Source organism: Dietzia sp. 179-F 9C3 NHS, assembly GCF_045369825.1.
Lineage (GTDB): Bacteria > Actinomycetota > Actinomycetes > Mycobacteriales > Mycobacteriaceae > Dietzia.
Genome location: NZ_JBIQES010000005.1, coordinates 141016 through 160151, shown reverse-complemented (window position 1 = coordinate 160151; position 19136 = coordinate 141016). Strand labels below are relative to the sequence as shown.

Sequence of the window (19136 nt, the reverse complement as noted above, 5' to 3'; positions counted from 1 at the left end):
CGCGGTGCTCTCCGCCGTCCGGCTGGCCGTCGCGTGGATGACGGTCCTGCCCATGGGCCTGCGCGACACACCGGACCCTCGCACCGCCGGCCGGGCCATGACCGTCCTCCCCCTGGTGGGGCTCCTGTGCGGGCTTGTCGCGACCGGCGTGGCGCACGGCATGCTCGCGCTGGGTTCCGAGCCGCTGCTGGCCGGGGTGGCCGGGATCGCGGCCGTGCTGGCACTCACCCGCGGCATGCACATGGACGCGCTCGCCGACACCGCCGACGGCCTCGGTTCCTACGCCGGACCCGAGAGGGCCCGCGAGATCATGCGCTCCGGCTCGATCGGCCCGATGGGCGCGGCCGTGCTCGTCATGGTGCTGCTCGCCGAGGTCGCCGCCCTCGGGGCGTTAGCCGAGGCCGGCGCGTGGGTGGCCCCGGTCGCGGCGCTCGTGCTGCCCCGCTGCCTGCCGGCCGTTCAACTGCGACGAGGGGTTCCCGCCTCCTCGACCACAGGGTTCGGCGCGCTGCTCGCGGGTTCGCAGTCGCGGGCCGCGGTGCTGGTCCTGGGCGTGCTCGCGACGCTGGCCGGCGCGGCACTCGCGGTGGGCGGGCCGGCAGCGGTCGACGCGGTGGGCGACGCGGCGGTGTCCGGGTGGTGGGCGGTGTCCGGGTGGTGTGCACCGGCCGTGGGGGCCGCGTTCGGCCTGGCGGTCTACGCGGCGGCGGCCGGGTTCGCCCGTCACGCTGTCCGCCGATTCGGCGGCATCGGTGGCGACGTACTGGGCGCGACCATCGAGGCGGGCACCGCGGCGGCACTCGTCGCGGCCGTGCTCCTCATCTGACCCCAACCGCCTGGTCCACACTCCCCACCACGGATATCGGCGGGGCGCCGGACGGCGGTCGGGGGCTCAGCCGAGGGTGGTCATCCAGCCGAACGGGTCCTCGACGGAGCCGCGCTGGATCCCGGTGAGGGTCTCGCGCAGGCGCATGGTGACCTCGCCGGGCGCGCCGTCGTCGATCGTGTATCCGCCGCTGGCGTGCTTGACCGAACCGACCGGGGTGATCACGGCGGCGGTGCCACAGGCGAACACTTCGGTGATCGTGCCGTCGGCCACGCCGGACTCCCACTCGTCCACGTCGATCCGCCGCTCGGAGACGGGGTAGCCGAGGTTCGCCGCCACCTTGAGCAGGCTGTCGCGGGTGACGCCCGGCAGCAGCGAGCCGGACAGTTCGGGGGTGACGATCTCGGCGTCGGCGCCGCTGCCGAGGACGAAGAACAGGTTCATCCCGCCCATCTCCTCGACGTAGCGGCGCTCGATCGCGTCGAGCCACACCACCTGGTCGCAGCCCTGGTCTGCGGCCTGTTGCTGGGCCAGCAGTGAGGCCGCGTAGTTGCCGCCGAACTTGGCGGCGCCGGTGCCGCCCGGGCTGGCGCGCACGTACTCGGTGCTCAGCCACACGCTCACGGGCGCCACACCACGCGAGAAGTAGGCGCCGGCGGGCGAGGCGATCACCGCGAAGAGGTACTCGTCGGCGGGCCGGACGCCGAGGCCGGTCTCGGTGGCGATCATGAACGGCCGCAGATAAAGCGACTCCTCGCCGCCGGCGGCGGGAACCCAGTCGCGGTCGATCGCGATGAGCTGCCGCAGCGACTCCAGGAACAGCTCCTCCGGTAGCTCCGGCATGGCCAGCCGCTGCGCCGAGCGGTTGAAGCGTGCAGCGTTGGCCTCCGGCCGGAACGACGCGATGGAGTCGTCGGCCTGCCGGTAGGCCTTGAGGCCTTCGAAGATGGTCTGCGAGTAGTGCAGCACCACGGCCGACGGGTCCAGTGTGAGCGGCCCGTACGCCTCGACGGTCGGGGTACCCCACTCGCCGCCGGCATACGGGATGGTGACCATGTGGTCGGTGAAGTACTTGCCGAAGCCGGGAGCGGCGAGGATCGCTTCGCGCTCCTCGGGGGTCCGCGGCGAGGCGGAGGGGTGGACGGCGAAGCGCGCTGCGGTGTCGGACATGTTCTCTCCTCGTGGCGAGCGGTACGGGAGCCGTGTGGGCCCGGCTACTTGGTGCGGATCTGCACGAGCGGGGGTACCGCGAGTCGGCAGACGACGTCTCGTCCACGGACGTCGACGACCACCTCGTCGTCCTTCTTCACTCCCGCGTCCGTGGCCACGAACGCCAGCGCGATCCCGGTCCTCAGCGTGGGCGAGAACGTCCCGGAGCTGGTGACGCCGACGTCGCGGCCCCCCGCCCGGACGGTCTGCCCGGCTCGGAGTACACCACGGCCGGTGACCTCGAGTGCGTACATCCGCCGAGCCGGTCCCGCCTCCTTGCGGCGCAGCAGCTCGTCCCGGCCCCAGAACGAGGGCTTGTCCCAGCCGATCGCCCAGCCGCAGCGGGCCTCGAGCGGGTCGAGGTCCACCGACAGCTCCTGGCCGTGCAGCGGGTAGCCCGCCTCCATGCGCAGGGAATCGCGGGCACCGAGGCCGCAGAGGGCGCCCTCGCGGGCGAGGACCTGCTCGGCGAGGGCGTCCCACAGCGGGCCCGCCTCCTCCCAGGCGGGCAGGACCTCGAAGCCGTACTCGCCGGTGTAGCCGGTGCGGCAGATCCGCACGGTGTGCCCGTTCCAGTCGGCATCGACGAAGGCCATGTAGTCGAGGTCGGTGGGCAGCCCCAGCGCCTCGAGCACCTCGCCGGACCGCGGGCCCTGGACGGCGATCACCGCGCGGGAGCGGTGCTCGTCGGTCACCGTGACCTCCGGGGCGCGTTCGGCGGCCGCGGCCTGCAGCAGGCGCACGACCTCGGCGGTGTTGGCGGCGTTGGGGATGAGGAACACCTCGTCGCTGGACACCCGGTACTGGATGAGGTCGTCGATGACGCCCCCGTTCTCGTCGCAGCACAGGGTGTACTGGGCGCTGCCCGCGGCGATCTTGTCGAGGTCGTTGGTCAGGCAGGAGTTGACGAAGGCGGCGGCGCCGGGCCCGGAGACGAGGGCCTTGCCGAGGTGGCTCACGTCGAACAGCCCCACGGCGGTGCGGGTGGCGGTGTGCTCGGCGACGGTGCCCGTGTACTGGACGGGCATGGACCAGCCGCCGAAGGGTGCGAAGGTGGCCCCGGCCTCGACGTGACGGGAGTGCAGCGGCCCCTCGTGGAGATCTCCGGTCTCGGTCATGTCGTCCTCTCCTCGCACGCGGCCGCGGACCCCGGCCGCGTCGCCCGATCGTTCCCTCCCACGGTAGTCGATAGACTGTGGTGCCCTCGCGCCAGTCGCCGGACCCGGCGCACCGGGCGTGACCCGTCACCGCGACCCCAGGAGCGCTCCATGCCGACCGCGCAGTCGATCCTCTCCCGCACCCCGGACCTCGCCGCCCTGGAGGCGGTCACCACGCCTGTCGAGTCCGACGTCGTGGTGGTGGGCGTCTGCGCGGCGTCGACGGGGGATGACGGCGAGGCCGGCGGTCGCGGCGCCGGGGCGGGGCCCGACCTCGTCGTCGTCGCCCCCGGCCTGTCCGGGGAGGCGACCGGCGCCGTGGCCGCCGCCGCGTCGGCCGTCGCCGCCTCGACCACGGTCGGCGCCACCACCCGGATCCCCGCCGCGGACAGCGTCCCGGGCGCCTCGGTGATGCTGGTGGGATTGGGGAAGGACGACGACGAGCGCACCGACGAGACGCTGCGCCGCGCCGCGGGGGCGGCTGCGCGCGCGTGCCGCGGGCTGGGGACTGCCCTCGTCGCCCTCGACACCGACCGCGCCGAGGCGGTCGCGCTCGGTGCCGGCCTCGGCTCCTTCCGCCCGGCCAAGGTCACCGCGAAGGACGAGGAGGCGACGACGGACACCCTGCGCATCCTCGTGGCCGATTCCGCCGCCGCGACGGCCGTGGACCGCGCCGCGGTGATCGCCGACTGTGTGGGCCTGGCCCGCGACTTCGTCAACACCCCGCCCAACCTGCTCTTTCCAGGCTCCTTCGCCGACCGCGCCGCCGAGCTCGGGGCCGGCGCGGGCCTCGAGGTGGAGGTCCTCGACGAGGCGGCGCTGGCCGACGGTGGCTTCGGCGGCATCCTCGCCGTGGGCGGCGGTTCCTCGCGCCCGCCGCGCCTGGTCCGGCTCACCCACCGCGGCGGCGAGGGCCGCCCGCCGGTCGCGCTCGTGGGCAAGGGCGTCACCTTTGACACCGGCGGCATCTCCATCAAGCCGGCCGCCGGCATGGAGCAGATGACCATGGACATGGGCGGGGCGGCGGCGGTCGTGGCCACCGTGATCCTCGCCGCGCGGCTCGGCCTGGATCTCACGGTGATCGCCACCGTCCCCATGGCCGAGAACATGCCGTCGGCCACCGCCTACCGTCCGGGCGACGTGCTCACCATGTACGGCGGCACCACCGTCGAGGTGCAGAACACCGACGCCGAGGGTCGGCTCATCCTGGCCGACGCGATCGTCCGCGCCTGCGAGGACTCCCCGAGCCACCTCATCGACACCGCCACGCTCACCGGGGCGCAGATGGTGGCGCTGGGCAAGAAGACCCCGGGCGTCATGGGCACCGAGGACTTCCGTGACCGCGTGGCCGAGCTGAGCCGGGAGGTCGGGGAGGGCGGTTGGCCCATGCCACTGCCGGAGGAGCTGCGCGACGGCCTGGACTCGGAGGTCGCCGACCTCACCAACGTCACCCCGCACCGCTGGGGCGGCATGCTCTCGGCGGGGCTGTTCCTCTCCGAGTTCGTGGCCGACGGTGTGGAGTGGGCGCACATCGACGTGGCCGGCCCGGCCTACAACGACGGTGGCGCCGACGGCTACCTGCCCAAGGGCGCGACCGGCGTACCGGTCCGCACGATGCTCGCGGTGCTCGAGGACATCGCCGCGAGCTGATACCCCGGGCTGGGGCTACCGGCCGTCGGCCTCGCGCATCTGCTCCCGCAGGCGCTCACGCCGCTCGCGACGTTCGACGGCACGGCGCCCCTCCTCGAAGTCCCGCATCCGCTGGGGGTAGCCCGTCTCGAGGACGTCGTACAGGGGCAGGCCGAGCTCGTCGGCGACCTTCCGGGCGGTGGCGACGTCGCCCACGGGCCGCCGGGTCCACTCGCCGTCGAAGGCCACGAGGCACAGTCCGGGAACCGACACGAGCGTCTCCGGTTCGAGGAACGCCTCGATCCCGACCCGTGTGACGCACCAGCGGCGGAGGTGGTCGAGGTCGGCCGGGTCGGCGGGCACGCGCGGGCGGCGCCGCCGGAAGAGATCGCGGATCGCCACCCCTGTACCTCCTCGTCGGTCCGCCCCCGTCCGGGGTGAGGAGGCGTTCAGGTCGTCGATCGTACCGGGCGCCAACTGCATCGATGTCACGGCCGTCGTGCTCCCCGCGCCCGGGTCCGGTGGCCGGATCGGTGCGTCCGTCCGACACTCGACAGTGGCAGAGGGCACAATGGGCAGCGATCGTCCCGGCGGGGCGCCACCGCGATCCCGTCGGCCGGTCACCGTAGTAGACGAACAGTTTCAAGCACCCACCCACGACGCCGCCACGAGCGGGCGCGGACCGCGTCCCCCGGCAGCGTCCGAGAACTCTCGAGGAGTCACGACACCATGGCCTTCTCCGTACAGATGCCGGCTCTCGGTGAATCCGTCAGCGAGGGCACCGTCACCCGCTGGCTCAAGAAGGAGGGGGACACGGTCGAGGTCGACGAGCCCTTGCTCGAGGTCTCCACCGACAAGGTCGACACCGAGATCCCGTCGCCCGCCGCGGGCACGCTCAAGAAGATCATCGCGGAGGAGGACGAGACCGTCGAGATCGGCGGCGAGCTCGCCCTGATCGACGACGGCTCCGACGGCGACTCGGACGATTCCGACGACGAGGACGACGACGCCGACGACTCGGCCGAGGACGACGCCGACGACTCGGCTGATGACGAGGACGAGGACGACTCGGACGACGAGGCGGAGGAGAAGCCGAAGCCCAAGAAGAAGAAGTCCTCCGGCGGCGGCACCGACGTGTCCATGCCCGAGCTCGGCGAGTCCGTCACCGAGGGCACCATCACCAGCTGGCTCAAGAAGGTCGGCGACACCGTCGAGCTCGACGAACCCCTGGTCGAGGTCTCCACCGACAAGGTCGACACCGAGATCCCCTCCCCCGTCGCCGGCACCCTGCTGGAGATCGTCGCCGAGGAGGACGAGACCGTCGAGGTCGGCGCCAAGCTCGCCGTCATCGGCGACGAGTCCGACGCCGACGGCTCCGACGATGACGACGACGCGGCCACCGACGACGAGGGCGCACCCTCGGAGGAGGCCATCGAGGCGTCCGAGGACAAGTCCTCCGACGACACGGTCGACGAGGCCGAGGAGAAGCCGAAGCCCAAGAAGAAGTCCTCCGGCGGCGGCACCGACGTGTCCATGCCCGAGCTCGGCGAGTCCGTCACCGAGGGCACCATCACCAGCTGGCTCAAGAAGGTCGGCGACACCGTCGAGCTCGACGAACCCCTGGTCGAGGTCTCCACCGACAAGGTCGACACCGAGATCCCCTCCCCCGTCGCCGGCACCCTGCTGGAGATCGTCGCCGAGGAGGACGAGACCGTCGAGGTCGGCGCTAAGCTCGCCGTCATCGGCGACGAGTCCGACGCCGGCACCTCCGCCGATGACGACGACGCAGCCGAGCCCGAGGACGAGGGCACCCCCGAGGAAGCCGAGGAGGCCCGCCCGGACGATGCGGACAAGCAGGCCGAGGGCGACGCCGCGGACGCCTCAGACGCCGACGAGCAGGACGACGCGTCCGGCAAGACCCCGGATGCCGAGAAGAAGGCCGCGGAGAAGGCGGACGCCAGGACTGCCGAGAAGTCCGAGAAGAAGCCCGCGAAGGACGAGTCGTCGGAGGTCATCCCGAAGCGGGCCGAGCCCGCGGCGGCCGCCAAGGCGGGCACGACTCCCTACGTCACCCCGCTCGTGCGCAAGCTCGCGCAGGAGCACGGCGTGGACCTGGAGACGGTCAAGGGCACCGGTATCGGTGGTCGCATCCGCAAGCAGGACGTCCTCGCCGCGGCCAAGGGCGAGGGCGCCGGGTCCGGCGCCGAGGCCCCCGCCGCGGAGACGAAGGCCTCCGGCGGCCCGTCGAGCGCCGGGGTCCGTCCCGAGCTCGCCGAGCTGCGCGGCACCACCCAGAAGGCCAACCGGATCCGCAAGATCACGGCGCAGAAGACCCGCGAGTCGCTGCAGCAGAGCGCCCAGCTCACGCAGGTCTTCGAGGTGGACATGACCCGAGTGGCCCAGTTGCGGGCCGAGGTCAAGGAGCAGTTCGCCGAGAAGCACGACGTCAAGCTGACGTACCTGCCGTTCTATGCGAAGGCCGTGGTGGAGGCCCTGGTCTCGCACCCGAACGTCAACGCGTCATTCGACGAGGAGGCGGGCGAGATCACCTACCACGAGTCGGTGAATCTCGGCATCGCGGTGGACACCGAGAAGGGCCTGCTCTCGCCGGTCATCAAGGACGCGCAGGACATGGACATCCCGGCCCTGGCCAAGGCGATCATCGACCTGGCCGAGCGGGCGCGGGCGTCCAAGCTCACGCCCAATGACCTGTCGGGCGGCACGTTCACCATCACCAACATCGGCAGCGAGGGCGCGCTGTTCGACACGCCGATCCTCGTGCCGCCGCAGGCGGCGATGCTCGGCACCGGCGCGATCGTGCGGCGCCCGGTGGTGGACTCCGACGACGACGGCGAGGCGATCGCCATCCGGTCGATGGGCTACATCCCGCTGACCTACGATCACCGCCTCATCGACGGCGCCGACGCCGGCCGCTTCCTCACCACGGTCAAGGACCGGCTGCAGAAGGCGGAGTTCGAGGGCGACCTCGGGCTGTAGTCACGACGTACGCCACGCGACGGGCGTCCTCCCCTGCGGAGGGCGCCCGTCGTCGTCATCCCTGACCCGCGCCTACTCTGGACGGCATGTCCCATACCGGTCAGTCCCTACGCCGCGATCCGGCCGAGCTGGAGATCCGCCGCCTCGGCACCGCCGAGTACACGCCCACCTGGGAGCTGCAGCGCACGCTCGCCACCGAGCGGGCCGACGGTCTCCGGGGTGACACGCTGCTGCTGCTGGAGCACCCGCCCACGTACACGGCGGGAAAGCGCACCGAACCGTCGGACCGCCCCGTCGACGGCACGCCGGTGGTCGACGTGGACCGGGGCGGCCGCATCACGTGGCACGGCCCGGGCCAGCTCGTCGGGTACCCCCTCGTGGCGCTCGCCGAGCCGGTGGACGTGGTGGAGTTCGTCCGCCGCATCGAGCAGGCGCTCATCACCAGCTGCGCCCGGCTCGGGGTCGAGGCCGGCCGGGTCGAGGGCCGGTCGGGCGTGTGGTGCGCGGCCGACGGCGACCGGCCCGAGCGCAAGATCGCGGCCATCGGGATCCGGGTGCAGCGGGGCGTGACGATGCACGGCTTCGCCCTCAACTGCGACTGCGACCTCGGCGCGTACTCCCGGATCGTCCCCTGCGGCATCGCCGACGCCGGTGTCACCTCGCTCTCGGCGGAACTCGACCGGGACGTCACGGTGGCCGAGGTGCTCGACCAGGTCACCACCGACCTGGTGGACGCCCTCGACGGCCGGCTGCCCGTGTCCTGAAAGCGGCGTACCCTCGGGGGCGTGACTGTGACTCCCGAAGGCCGCAAGCTGCTCCGCATCGAGGCCCGTAACGCCGAGACCCCGATCGAACGCAAGCCGTCGTGGATCCGCACCCGCGCCACCATGGGCCCGGAGTACAAGGAACTCAAGGGCCTCGTGCGCGGAGGGGGTCTGCACACGGTGTGCGAGGAGGCGGGCTGCCCCAACATCTACGAGTGTTGGGAGGACCGCGAGGCCACCTTCCTCATCGGCGGCGAGCAGTGCACGCGGCGGTGCGACTTCTGCCAGATCGACACCGGGAAGCCGAGCGCCCTGGACCGTGACGAGCCGCGGCGCGTGGCCGAGTCGGTGCGCGAGATGGGCCTGCGCTACTCCACGATCACCGGGGTGGCACGTGACGACCTGGAGGACGGCGGCGCGTGGCTGTACGCGGAGACCGTCCGCAAGATCCACGAGCTCAATCCCAATACGGGTGTGGAGAACCTCATCCCCGACTTCAACGGGAACCCGGACCAGCTCGCCGAGGTCTTCGACTCCCGGCCCGAGGTGCTCGCACACAACCTCGAGACGGTGCCGCGGGTGTTCAAGCGCATCCGCCCGGCCTTCCGCTACGACCGCTCGCTCGAGGTGATCCGCGCCGCCCGTGACTTCGGCCTGGTGACCAAGTCCAACCTCATCCTCGGCATGGGCGAGACCACCGAGGAGATCGTCGAGGCCATGCGCGACCTGCACTCCGCGGGCTGCGACCTCATCACCATCACCCAGTACCTGCGCCCGAGCGCGCGGCACCACCCCATCGACCGGTGGGTCAAGCCCGAGGAGTTCGTCGAGCTGTCGGACCAGGCGCGCGAGATCGGGTTCGCCGGCGTCATGGCCGGACCGCTGGTGCGGTCCTCGTACCGCGCGGGCAAGCTCTACGCCCAGGCCATGGCACACCGTGGCCAGGAGGTTCCGGAGAACCTCCGCCACCTCACCACCGAGGGCTCCGCCGCCCAGGAGGCCTCGAGCGTGTTGGAACGCACCCGCGCCTGAGCCGCGGTTCCCGAACCGTGGTGTCCGCCACGTATCCTGGTGGGCATGGCGAAGAGCGAGGTCAGCAAGGCGGACAAGAAGGCGGCCCGGGCCGCGCGGCGGCAGGCCGCCAAGGAGCAGCGAGGCCAGATGTGGCAGGCGCTCAAGATCCAGTCCAAGCAGGACAAGCTTCTGTGGCCACTGATGATCGGCGCCGTGGTGCTCTCGGCCGCGGCGTTCTTCCTCCTGGGCATGCTGTGGGGCGGGCAGTGGTGGATGCTCCCACTGGGAGTGCTCGTGGGCGTCATGCTCGCCATGCTCGTGTTCACCCGACGCGTCCAGAACACCGTCTACGCGCGGGCCGAGGGCCAGCCGGGCGCGGCCGCGTGGGCGCTGGACCAGCTCCGCTCGGGGTGGCGCGTGAGCCAGGCCGTGGCCGCCACGACCAACTTTGACGCCGTGCACCGCGTGGTCGGCCGCTGCGGGATCGTGCTCGTGGGCGAGGGGCAGCCACACCGGCTCAAGCCGCTCATGGCGCAGGAGAAGAAGAAGGTCGCCCGGATCGTGGGCGACACCCCGATCTACGAGCTCATCGTGGGCGAGGAGGAGGGCGCGAGCCCCGAGCAGGTGCCGCTGCGCAAGCTCACCCGCCGCCTCACCCGCTATCCGATGAACATCGACCGGGCGAAGGTCGACGCGCTCGACGGTCGCCTCCGCGCACTGAGCACCAAGACCGGCATCCAGAACCAGATGCCCAAGGGCCCGCTCCCGCAGGGCGCCAAGGTCCGCAACATGCAACGCTCCGCCCGGCGCCGTAGCTGATCCCGCGCCGTAGCTGATCCCGCGCCGCGGCGACCGGGCCGGCGCCGCGGCGACTCAGCGGGTACGGATGAGCGCGGTACCCGTGGCGCGGTCGTGCATGCCGCGGCCGTCCTCGTCCTGGATGAGCGGCGGAAGCAGGAAGACGATGAAGAGCACGCGGACGACCGAGCGCCACAGTCCGACCCGCTCGTGGGCGTCGATCCTGGCGACCCCGAGCCCCAGCAGCGCCTGACCGGGGGTCTGGGCGAAGAGCCACACGCAGATCACGCCGATGACGCCCCACAGGAAGAGGACGGCCCAGCTGGCGACGCCGGCGAAGCTCTCCGCGCCGAAGGCGCCGGGCCCGGCCACGGCGACGGTCGCCCCTACGATCGCGTACGCCAGGAGCCAGTCCACGAGGAGCGCACCCATGCGCACCCCCAGCGAGGCGATCGAGCCCTCGCCGTACTCGGGCAGGCCGAGCCGCTCGCCCCTGTAGGCCTGTTCCGGCCCGTCGCCGGAGGAGGCGGGGCCCGTGAGCCAGGATCCGGTGAGTTCACGCATGTCGACAAGGGTAGCGGGGGCGGCCGGAAACCCCATGTCACCGGCCCCGCCGCCGGGGGCGACTAGGCTCGTCCCCTAGGGCCGGGACACCCGCGACGTCGCGTAACACCGCCGAAACATTCGGTTGACGGCCGGGCAACACCGCCCCCCTACCGTGAGGTCATCGCACGACGGGAGGCACCGGTCACCCGCCGCCAAGAGAGACGAGGAGCGACACCGTGGGATTCTCCACTCCGGACGAGGTCATCAAGTACATCAAGGACGAGGGCGTCGAGTACGTCGACATCCGGTTCACCGACCTGCCGGGTAATGAGCAGCACTTCACCATCGCCGCCGCTGCGTTCGACGAGGACGTGTTCGAGGACGGCCTGGCATTCGACGGCTCGTCGATCCGCGGGTTCCAGTCGATCCACGAATCCGACATGATGCTGCTTCCCGACGTCGCCACGGCCCGTCTGGACCAGTTCCGGGCCGCCAAGACGCTCAACATCAGCTGCTTCGTCCACGACCCCTTCACCCGCGAGGCCTACAGCCGCGATCCCCGCAACGTCGCCCGCAAGGCCGAGGAGTACCTGGCCTCGACGGGCATCGCCGACACCTGCTTCTTCGGCGCCGAGGCCGAGTTCTTCGTGTTCGACTCGGTGAGGTACGGCTCCACCCCCAACAGCTCGTTCTACGAGTTGGACGCGGACTCGGCCGGCTGGAACACCGCCGCCGAGACCAACATCGACGGCTCGCCGAACCTCGGCTACAAGGTGCGCCCCAAGGGCGGCTACTTCCCCGTCGCCCCGTACGACCAGTACGTGGACCTGCGGGACCAGATGTCCACCAACCTCACCAACGCCGGCTTCGAGCTCGAGAGGTTCCACCACGAGGTCGCCAGCGGGCAGCAGGAGATCAACTACAAGTTCAACACCCTGCTCCACGCCGCCGACGACGTGCAACTGTTCAAGTACATCGTCAAGAACACTGCCTGGAAGAACGGCAAGTCCGCCACCTTCATGCCCAAGCCGATCTTCGGCGACAACGGGTCGGGCATGCACGCCCACCAGTCGCTGTGGAAGGACGGCCAGCCGCTGTTCCACGACGAGTCCGGCTACGCGGGGCTGTCGGACATCGCCCGCCACTACATCGGCGGCATCCTGCACCACGCGCCGTCGCTGCTGGCCTTCACCAACCCCACGATCAACTCGTACCACCGGCTCGTCCCGGGCTACGAGGCGCCGATCAACCTCGTGTACTCGCAGCGCAACCGCTCGGCCTGCGTGCGCATCCCGATCACGGGCAACAATCCCAAGGCCAAGCGCATCGAGTTCCGCTGCCCCGACTCCTCCGGAAACCCGTACTTCGCGTTCGCCGCGATGATGATGGCCGGACTGGACGGAGTCAAGAACAAGATCGAGCCGCTCGCGCCGGTCGACAAGGACCTCTACGAGCTCCCGCCGGAGGAGGCCGCCGACATCCCGCAGGCGCCCACCTCCCTGCCGGCCGTCATCGACCGCCTCGAGGCCGACCACGAGTACCTCACCGAGGGCGGCGTCTTCACCGAGGACCTCATCGAGAACTGGATCGCCTACAAGCGTGAGAAGGAGATCGCCCCGGTCAACCTGCGCCCGCACCCCCACGAGTTCGAGCTCTACTACGACTGCTGAGCAGGCCACCCGCCGCGGGGCCCCGCCGGAGGATTCTCCGGCGGGGCCCCGCGGTTTCTCACACTGTCCCGAGTGCCCGGCGAGATCGACTGGTAACGCCGGGGCGGGGCCCGCGCCGGTCAGCCCAGCTTCGGGAAGTTGTGCGCGCAGTACGTTCCCACCGCCGCGCCGAGGAAGAACCCCTGCTGGTCGAGGTCGAGCGCGGCGCGTTCGCCCAGCCACCCGGACACCTCGGTCATCGGCTGGCCCTGGTCGAACCGCCCGCAGGCCTCGGTGGCCGTGGCGACGGGGTCCACGCCCTCCGGCATCGCGATGCCGTTCTGCTGGAGCAGCCCCGCGAAGTCGCCGCCGCCGGGGGCGGGCGGCGGGGGCTCGTCAGGTGCCGGCTCGGGCTCCGGCTCGGCGTCGGGTTGGGGTTCCGGCTCCTCGGGCGGGGGCGGCGGGGGCGAGACCGACGACTCGGGCTCGACGGGGCGTTCCTCGATGAACGGCGTGCTCGTCGGCGTGGACGAGGTCTGCGGCGACACCTCGGGCGCCTCACCCTCCACGGTTGTCCCCCCGCAGCCCGTCGTCAGAACGGCCACTGCGGCGCCGGCCGCGAGGACGGCGCGGACTCGCGATCGTGAGTTCATGGTGCGCATGCTAGGTCACCCGGGCCGTCCGGCGGGAAGACGCACCGTCGCGACCACGCCGAGGTGGTCCGACCCGGAGATCCGGACCGTGCTCGTCTCCCCCACCCCGGCGGCCCCGCGGGCCAGAACGTGATCGATGCCGATGAGCGGCGGGAACCGGCGGTCCGCCGGCCACGTGGGCACCCAGCCGTCCCCTCCCCCCGAGACGGAATCGACGTACCCGAGCCCGCGCAGGTCCCGGAACCGCACATGGCCCCAGGTCGCGTTGAGGTCGCCGCCCACGACCACCGGGGCGGGGCCGGGCAACGCCCCGAGGTAGTGGCGGAGCAGGGCCGCCTCGGCGACCGCACCCGGGCCGTCGAAGACGGGGGCCACCGGATGGGCCGCCACCACGGTGACGGGCCCGGCGGGGCCGTCCATCACCGTCTGGAGCACCCCCATCCGGAAGCCGGGGACGAGCTCGGGCGGGCCGAGTCGGTGGCGGGACCACACCGCCACCCCCGCGGTGCCCGGCGCGGGGGCCAGCGCCTCGTGGGGTAGGTCCCCCGTGAGCCCGGCCGCGCGCAGGCCGTCGACCGCCTCCGGGGTGGCTTCGACGGTGAGTACCAGATCGACCCCGCCGTCACGGACCGCGCGGACCACCTCGCCGGGGTCGGCCCGCCCGAACTCCAGGTTCTGCACCAGCACCCGCAACGGGACGCCCTCGCCGTCGGCACCCCGGCCCGGCACCACGAGCGGGGCGTACTGGGCGACGCCGGCGCCCACGAGCCCCACGGTGAGCGCCACGAGCAGGCCCGAGCGGGCCCGCAGGGCCGCGAGCAGGGCGGGGATCGCAAACGCCCACGCCCAGAAGGCGAAGGTCGCGGCCACGAGCACCGCCGGGACCTCCGAGCGGGAGTGGTGCAGGGCGATCCCGGCCGCGGCGACCAGGGAGCAGAGGGCGGCCAGGGCGCGGGCGACCGGGCGGCCGGTCACCGGAGGAACGTGCGGAGTTCTCCCAGCACGGCGATCACGCGGTCGAGGTCGTCGCCGTTGCGCACCATCGACCGCACGGTCTCGGCGATCTTCGCGGTCGACGGCGCGGCGGGGCCACCGGACTCGGTGGCGGCCGGGGCCACGGGGGTGCCCACGAGCGCCCCCGACGCGGCCCGCGCCGCTCCCGCGCGCCGACGGTCGGGGCCGACCTCCACCTCGAAGCGGTCGCCCTTCTCGTCCGAGCCGATGCACCGGACCCGCTCGTCGGCGGGCACACCGGCGGCGCGCACCGCATCGACGAACTCGTACAGCTCGCCGTAGGTCACGCCGTCCAGGGTGAGGGTGAGGGTCATCGTCACAGCCATACCCCCAGGCTAACGACGCGGCGGGGCCGGCGCATCGGGGAGAACCCCGGTCACCGGCCCCGGACCCGACCCCGGGGTCCGGCTCAGGTCTCGCCCCAGAACACGTGGTCCACGGCCTTGCGACCGTGGCGGGTCACGCGCAGGTACTCGTTGAGGAACCCGGAGCCGTCGGCGTCACCCGCGCAGATGGCGGCCACGGCGGACAGGACCTTACCCTGGGTGGGGAGCTGGTCGATCGCCTTGCCGCGCGCCAGCACGAGCGCGTTGCGCGCGTGGCCGGCCATGATCCAGGACTGCACCAGCGCCTCGCGCTCGGCCTCGGACAGCAGCTCGGAGGCGGCCGCCGCGTCGAGCGCCTCGAGTGTCGACGTGGTGTGCAGTCCCGGCACGCGGGAGGCGTGTTGCATGGTGAGCAGCTGGGCCGTCCACTCCACATCCGCCAGGCCACCGCGACCGAGCTTGGTGTGTGTGGCCGGGTCGGCCCCACGCGGCAGGCGCTCGGAGTCGATCCGCGCCTTCATGCGTCGGATCTCCTGCACGACCTTGGCGGGCACCCCGTCCTCCGGGTAGCGGAACTCGTCGATCATGTGGAGGAACTCCACGCCCAGCTCTCGGTCGCCGGCCGCGAACGAGGCCCGCAGCAGCGCCTGCAGCTCCCAGGTCTCCGCCCACTTGGCGTAGTAGGCGCGGTAGGACCCCAGGGTCCGGACGAGCGCGCCGCTGCGCCCCTCCGGGCGGAGGTCGGCGTCGAGGTCGAGCGGGGGGTCCGACGACGGCGTCGACAGCAGTTTGCCCACCCGGTCCGCCACCTGGGTGGCCCACCGGACCGCCTCCTCGTCCGAGACCCCCTCCGCCGGGTCGCAGACGATCATGACGTCGGCGTCCGAGCCGTAGGACAGCTCGTCGCCACCCAGTCGGCCCATCCCGATGTAGGCCAGCCGGGCGGGCGGGTCCTCCCCCTGCTCCACCGAGTCACGGGCCACCGCGGCGAGCGCTGCCTCGAGCACGGCGCGCCACACCGCCGAGAGCCGTCGGCCCACGTCCGGCACGGAGATGAGCCGCAGGACGTCGGCGGCGCCGATCCTCGCGAGCTCGGCGCGCCGCAGCGCGCGGGCGGCCGCAATGACCCGCTCCGGCGTGCGGTGCCGGGCCGCCGCGGCGGTGAGCGCGGAGGCGATGTCGCCGGCCCCGGAGACCACGAGCAGCGGTCCCTCGGCGCCGTCGGTGAGGTCCGGGATCACCTCGGGGGCCCGCAACAGCAACTCCGCGACGAACGCGGAGGTGCCGAGCACCGTGATGAGCCTGCGGGCCACGAAGGGGTCGTCCCGCAGTGTCCGCAGGAACCACGAGAGCTCCTGGTGCTCCTCGCACAGCTTGCGGTACGAGAGCAGGCCACCGTCCGGGTCCGGGGTGTCCGCCAGCCACTCCATGAGGGTGGGCAGGAGCAGCGCCTGGATCCGGCCCCGCCGGTTGTTCTGCCCGGCGAGCGCCCGCAGGTGCCCGAGCGCGTTGCGCGGGGAGCCGAAGCCGAGGGCGGCGAGCTGCCGCTCCATCGCCTCGGACGTCAGGGAGAGCGCCTCGGCGTCGTAGGCCGCGATCGAGTCGAGCAGCGGGCGGTAGAAGAGCTTCTCGTGGAGGCCCCGCACCCGGCGCCGGACCGTCTTGAGCTCACGTTCGAGAACGCCCGCGGCGTCGTGCCGCCCCTCCGGCAGGATGTCCGCCGCGCGCGCCAACCACCGCATCTGCTCGGCGTCGTCCGCCGGCGGGAGCAGGTGCGTGCGCTTGTAGCGCTGGAGTTGGAGCCGATGCTCGAGCAGCCGGAGGAACTCGTAGGCCGAGAGCAGCTCGGCGCCGTCCTCGCGGGCGATGTATCCGCCGGCCCGCAGCGCGCCCAGCGCGTCGATCGTCGCCGTCACCCGCAGGTCCGGGTCGGTGCGGCCGTGCACCATCTGGAGGAGCTGGACGGCGAACTCCACGTCCCGCAGTCCGCCGCGGCCCAGCTTGAGCTCGCGGTCGCGGAGGTTCTCGGGGACGTTCTCCTCCACCCGGCGGCGCATGGCCTGGACGTCGTGGACGAAGTCGTCGCGCTCGGCGGCGGACCACACCATCGGGTACAGGATGGCGTGGTACTCCTCTGCCAGCGCGACGTCCCCGGTCATCGGCCGGGCCTTGAGCAGCGCCTGGAACTCCCACGTCTTGGCCCAACGCCTGTAGTAGGCTGCGTGAGAGTCGAGGGTGCGGACCAGTTCGCCGGATTTGCCCTCGGGCCGCAGCGCGGCGTCCACCTCGAAGAAGGCCATCGAGCCGATGCGCATCATCTCCCCCGCCACCCGGGCCGTCTTGGCGTCGGCGGGGTCGGAGACGAAGATCACGTCGACGTCGGAGATGTAGTTGAGCTCGCGGGCGCCGCACTTGCCCATCGCCACCACGCCCAGCCGGCCGGGCATCGGGCCGTCCGGGTAGACGGTCGCCACCGCCACGGCGAGGGCGGCCGTCAGCGCGGCGTCGGCGAGGTCGGACAGCCGGTGGCCCACATCGGTAAAGGCGAGGGGCGGCAGGTCCTCCACGGTCGCCCCCACGTCGTGCGCGGCCAGCAGCGCGACGTGGTTCCGGTACTCCGACCGCAGCGCGTTGATCGCCGCACCGCCGGTCACGCCGGCCCGGTAGGTCCCCACCGAACGGAGGTCCGCCGACTGGGTGGGTTCCGGCGCCCCCTCGGCAGGCTCCTCCGGCACCGCCTCGACCGCGGCGAGCATGTCGGCGAGGACGTCCTCCCGGGTCGGCAGCCCGGACCGCAACAGGGCCCAGCGGGTGGGTTCGGCCACGATGTGGTCGCCCAGCGCGCTCGACGAGCCGAGGAGCCCGAGGAGCCGACCCCGCAGCTCGGGGTCGGTGCGCAGCGCCGAGTCGAGCGCGGCCACGCCGGTCTCGTGCCCAGCGCGCGCCGTCGCGGACCTGCCGTGCGACTCCGACGCCAGCGATTCCCGGAGACGGACGAGGGCGCCCAGCGCGAGGTCGGGGTCTGGCGCGCGCGACAGCGACCACAGGGTCGGGATCGACTCCTCGTCCGTCCAGCCCAGGTAGTCGAGCCAGCCGGCCGCGCGGTCGTCGAGGAGCCCGAGGCGCCCCGGGCTGGGGAGCCTCGGACGGGACTGGTCCCCGGTCACAGCGCGAGGTAGGAGCGGAGTTCGTACGGGGTGACGTGGCTGCGGTACTCGTTCCACTCTCGACGCTTGTTGCGGAGGAAGAACTCGAAGACGTGCTCGCCGAGCGCCTCGGCCACGAGTTCGGACTCCTCCATCGCGTTGAGCGCCTGTTCGAGGCTGCCCGGCAGGTCGGTGTACCCCATGGCGCGGCGCTCCCGCCGACTCATGGTCCACACGTCGTCCTCGGACTCCGGCGGGAGCTCGTAGCCCTCCTGGACGCCTCTGATGCCGGCGGCGAACATCACCGCGAACGCGAGGTAGGGGTTGCACGCCGAGTCAGGGCTGCGCACCTCGATGCGGCGGGAGGAGGACTTGTTGGGCGTGTACATGGGCACGCGCACGAGCGCCGAGCGGTTGGCCCGGCCCCACGTGGCGGCCGTGGGCGCCTCACCGCCGCCGATGAGACGCTTGTACGAGTTGACCCACTGGTTGGTGATGGCCGAGAACTCCGGGGCGTGCTGCAGGATCCCCGCCACGAAGGACCGGGCGGTCCCGGAGAGCTGGTACTCGTCGTCGGGGTCGTGGAACGCGTTGGTGTCGCCCTCGAACAGGCTCATGTGGGTGTGCATCGCCGAGCCCGGGTGTTCGCGCAGGGGCTTGGGCATGAACGACGCCCACACCCCGTTGTTCATGGCCACCTCCTTGACGATGTAGCGGAAGGTCATGATGTTGTCCGCCATGCTCAGCGCATCGGCGTAACGCAGGTCGATCTCCTGCTGCCCGGGCGCCCCCTCGTGGTGGGAGAACTCCACGGAGATGCCCATCGCCTCGAGGGCCTCGATGGCGTGGCGCCGGAAGTGCGGCGCGGTGTCGTGGACGGCCTGGTCGAAGTAGCCGCCGCTGTCCGTGGGCACCGGCTCGGCGCCGTCGGTCTCGAGGCTCTTGAACAGGAAGAACTCGATCTCCGGGTGGACGTAGCAGGAGAAGCCGAGGTCGGCGGCCTTGTTGAGCTGGCGGCGCAGGACGTGCCGGGGGTCGGCCCAGTTGGGGCTGCCGTCGGGGTTGAAGATGTCGCAGAAGATACGCGCCGAGTGCTGGCCGCCGTCGGCGTGCGCCCACGGTAGGACCTGGAACGTGGACGGGTCGGGCTTGGCCACCGTGTCGGCCTCGGAGACCCGGGAGAAGCCCTCGATGGCGGAGCCGTCGAACCCGATCCCCTCCCCGAAGGCACCCTCGAGCTCGGCGGGGGCGACGGCCACCGACTTGAGGGTGCCGAGCACGTCGGTGAACCAGAGCCGGACGAACCGGATGTCGCGCTCCTCGAGCGTCCTGAGAACGTACTCCTGCTGGCGGTTCATGCCCCCCAACCTAGTGCCTGTCGTGTTACGGCCGTGTGACATCGCGCGGC

General features: G+C 72.1%; 16 protein-coding genes. 7 read left to right on the top strand and 9 right to left on the bottom strand.

Annotated features, from left to right (window positions below):
• Positions 1-4: 4 nt before the first annotated feature.
• Positions 5-826, top strand: a complete 822-nt coding sequence (locus ACH0BZ_RS08230) for an adenosylcobinamide-GDP ribazoletransferase (protein ID WP_406897633.1) — start codon at positions 5-7, stop codon at positions 824-826.
• Between the two features lie 66 nt (positions 827-892).
• On the opposite strand, the gene ACH0BZ_RS08225 is transcribed toward ACH0BZ_RS08230, so the two are convergent.
• Positions 893-1996 (bottom strand): branched-chain amino acid aminotransferase, encoded by a 1104-nt coding sequence (locus ACH0BZ_RS08225; RefSeq protein WP_406897632.1) that lies wholly within the window; start codon positions 1994-1996, stop codon positions 893-895.
• A 44-nt stretch (positions 1997-2040) separates the two neighbouring features.
• Complete coding sequence (gene gcvT, locus ACH0BZ_RS08220) at positions 2041-3153, bottom strand: glycine cleavage system aminomethyltransferase GcvT (RefSeq protein ID WP_406897631.1); 1113 nt, start codon at positions 3151-3153, stop codon at positions 2041-2043.
• 150 nt (positions 3154-3303) lie between these two features.
• Here gcvT and ACH0BZ_RS08215 point away from each other — a divergent pair, with 150 nt between their 5' ends.
• Positions 3304-4842: a leucyl aminopeptidase gene (locus ACH0BZ_RS08215; RefSeq protein ID WP_406897630.1), complete on the top strand. Its 1539-nt coding sequence runs from the start codon at positions 3304-3306 to the stop codon at positions 4840-4842.
• A 15-nt stretch (positions 4843-4857) separates the two neighbouring features.
• Here the strand turns inward: ACH0BZ_RS08215 and ACH0BZ_RS08210 are convergent, their stop codons facing one another.
• A complete protein-coding gene (locus ACH0BZ_RS08210) occupies positions 4858-5223 on the bottom strand; it encodes an oxidoreductase (RefSeq protein ID WP_406897629.1) in 366 nt (121 codons plus the stop codon).
• Between the two features lie 327 nt (positions 5224-5550).
• On the opposite strand from ACH0BZ_RS08210, the gene sucB reads away from it, so the two are divergent.
• The 4 genes from sucB (at position 5551) to ACH0BZ_RS08190 (ending at position 10415) form a co-directional block, all read left to right on the top strand.
• Positions 5551-7818 carry a 2-oxoglutarate dehydrogenase, E2 component, dihydrolipoamide succinyltransferase gene (sucB, locus tag ACH0BZ_RS08205; RefSeq protein ID WP_406897627.1) on the top strand — a complete coding sequence of 756 codons (2268 nt, stop codon included), beginning with the start codon at positions 5551-5553 and terminating at the stop codon, positions 7816-7818.
• Positions 7819-7904: 86 nt separating this feature from the next.
• Positions 7905-8582 carry a lipoyl(octanoyl) transferase LipB gene (gene lipB, locus ACH0BZ_RS08200; RefSeq protein ID WP_406897626.1) on the top strand — a complete coding sequence of 226 codons (678 nt, stop codon included), beginning with the start codon at positions 7905-7907 and terminating at the stop codon, positions 8580-8582.
• Between the two features lie 21 nt (positions 8583-8603).
• The gene (gene lipA / locus ACH0BZ_RS08195; RefSeq protein ID WP_406897624.1) at positions 8604-9614 is read left to right on the top strand and encodes a lipoyl synthase; all 1011 of its coding nucleotides are present in this window, start codon (positions 8604-8606) and stop codon (positions 9612-9614) included.
• 45 nt (positions 9615-9659) lie between these two features.
• A complete protein-coding gene (locus ACH0BZ_RS08190; RefSeq protein ID WP_406897622.1) occupies positions 9660-10415 on the top strand; it encodes a DUF4191 domain-containing protein in 756 nt (251 codons plus the stop codon).
• A 54-nt stretch (positions 10416-10469) separates the two neighbouring features.
• Here ACH0BZ_RS08190 and ACH0BZ_RS08185 read toward each other — a convergent pair whose 3' ends face one another.
• On the bottom strand, positions 10470-10958 hold the full coding sequence (locus tag ACH0BZ_RS08185) for an RDD family protein (RefSeq protein WP_406897621.1): 489 nt from the start codon (positions 10956-10958) through the stop codon (positions 10470-10472).
• A gap of 218 nt (positions 10959-11176) precedes the next feature.
• Between ACH0BZ_RS08185 and glnA (ACH0BZ_RS08180) the strand changes: the two genes are divergently transcribed.
• A complete protein-coding gene (glnA, locus tag ACH0BZ_RS08180; RefSeq protein ID WP_406897620.1) occupies positions 11177-12610 on the top strand; it encodes a type I glutamate--ammonia ligase in 1434 nt (477 codons plus the stop codon).
• A 119-nt stretch (positions 12611-12729) separates the two neighbouring features.
• Here the strand turns inward: glnA (ACH0BZ_RS08180) and ACH0BZ_RS08175 are convergent, their stop codons facing one another.
• From ACH0BZ_RS08175 to glnA (ACH0BZ_RS08155), 5 genes are all read right to left on the bottom strand, one after another.
• A complete protein-coding gene (locus ACH0BZ_RS08175) occupies positions 12730-13242 on the bottom strand; it encodes a DUF732 domain-containing protein (RefSeq protein WP_406897619.1) in 513 nt (170 codons plus the stop codon).
• 15 nt (positions 13243-13257) lie between these two features.
• Positions 13258-14217: an endonuclease/exonuclease/phosphatase family protein gene (locus ACH0BZ_RS08170; protein WP_406897618.1), complete on the bottom strand. Its 960-nt coding sequence runs from the start codon at positions 14215-14217 to the stop codon at positions 13258-13260.
• Positions 14214-14582, bottom strand: coding sequence for a hypothetical protein (locus ACH0BZ_RS08165; protein WP_406897617.1), 369 nt, complete (start codon positions 14580-14582; stop codon positions 14214-14216). The genes ACH0BZ_RS08170 and ACH0BZ_RS08165 overlap by 4 nt, the downstream gene beginning before the upstream one ends.
• Positions 14583-14665: 83 nt before the next feature.
• Positions 14666-17749, bottom strand: a complete 3084-nt coding sequence (locus tag ACH0BZ_RS08160; protein WP_406897616.1) for a bifunctional [glutamine synthetase] adenylyltransferase/[glutamine synthetase]-adenylyl-L-tyrosine phosphorylase — start codon at positions 17747-17749, stop codon at positions 14666-14668.
• Positions 17746-19086, bottom strand: a complete 1341-nt coding sequence (glnA, locus tag ACH0BZ_RS08155; protein ID WP_406897614.1) for a type I glutamate--ammonia ligase — start codon at positions 19084-19086, stop codon at positions 17746-17748. The genes ACH0BZ_RS08160 and glnA (ACH0BZ_RS08155) overlap by 4 nt, the downstream gene beginning before the upstream one ends.
• Between the last annotated feature and the right edge of the window lie 50 nt (positions 19087-19136).

What these genes read in the sequence shown, in the direction of transcription:
- ACH0BZ_RS08225 (WP_406897632.1), bottom strand. Translation starts at nt 1,996, where the DNA reads ATGTCCGACACCGCAGCGCGCTTCGCCGTCCACCCCTCCGCCTCGCCG.
- gcvT (WP_406897631.1), bottom strand. Translation starts at nt 3,153, where the DNA reads ATGACCGAGACCGGAGATCTCCACGAGGGGCCGCTGCACTCCCGTCAC.
- ACH0BZ_RS08215 (WP_406897630.1), top strand. Translation starts at nt 3,304, where the DNA reads ATGCCGACCGCGCAGTCGATCCTCTCCCGCACCCCGGACCTCGCCGCC.
- sucB (WP_406897627.1), top strand. Translation starts at nt 5,551, where the DNA reads ATGGCCTTCTCCGTACAGATGCCGGCTCTCGGTGAATCCGTCAGCGAG.
- lipB (WP_406897626.1), top strand. Translation starts at nt 7,905, where the DNA reads ATGTCCCATACCGGTCAGTCCCTACGCCGCGATCCGGCCGAGCTGGAG.
- ACH0BZ_RS08190 (WP_406897622.1), top strand. Translation starts at nt 9,660, where the DNA reads ATGGCGAAGAGCGAGGTCAGCAAGGCGGACAAGAAGGCGGCCCGGGCC.
- ACH0BZ_RS08185 (WP_406897621.1), bottom strand. Translation starts at nt 10,958, where the DNA reads ATGCGTGAACTCACCGGATCCTGGCTCACGGGCCCCGCCTCCTCCGGC.
- ACH0BZ_RS08175 (WP_406897619.1), bottom strand. Translation starts at nt 13,242, where the DNA reads ATGAACTCACGATCGCGAGTCCGCGCCGTCCTCGCGGCCGGCGCCGCA.
- ACH0BZ_RS08165 (WP_406897617.1), bottom strand. Translation starts at nt 14,582, where the DNA reads ATGGCTGTGACGATGACCCTCACCCTCACCCTGGACGGCGTGACCTAC.
- glnA (WP_406897614.1), bottom strand. Translation starts at nt 19,086, where the DNA reads ATGAACCGCCAGCAGGAGTACGTTCTCAGGACGCTCGAGGAGCGCGAC.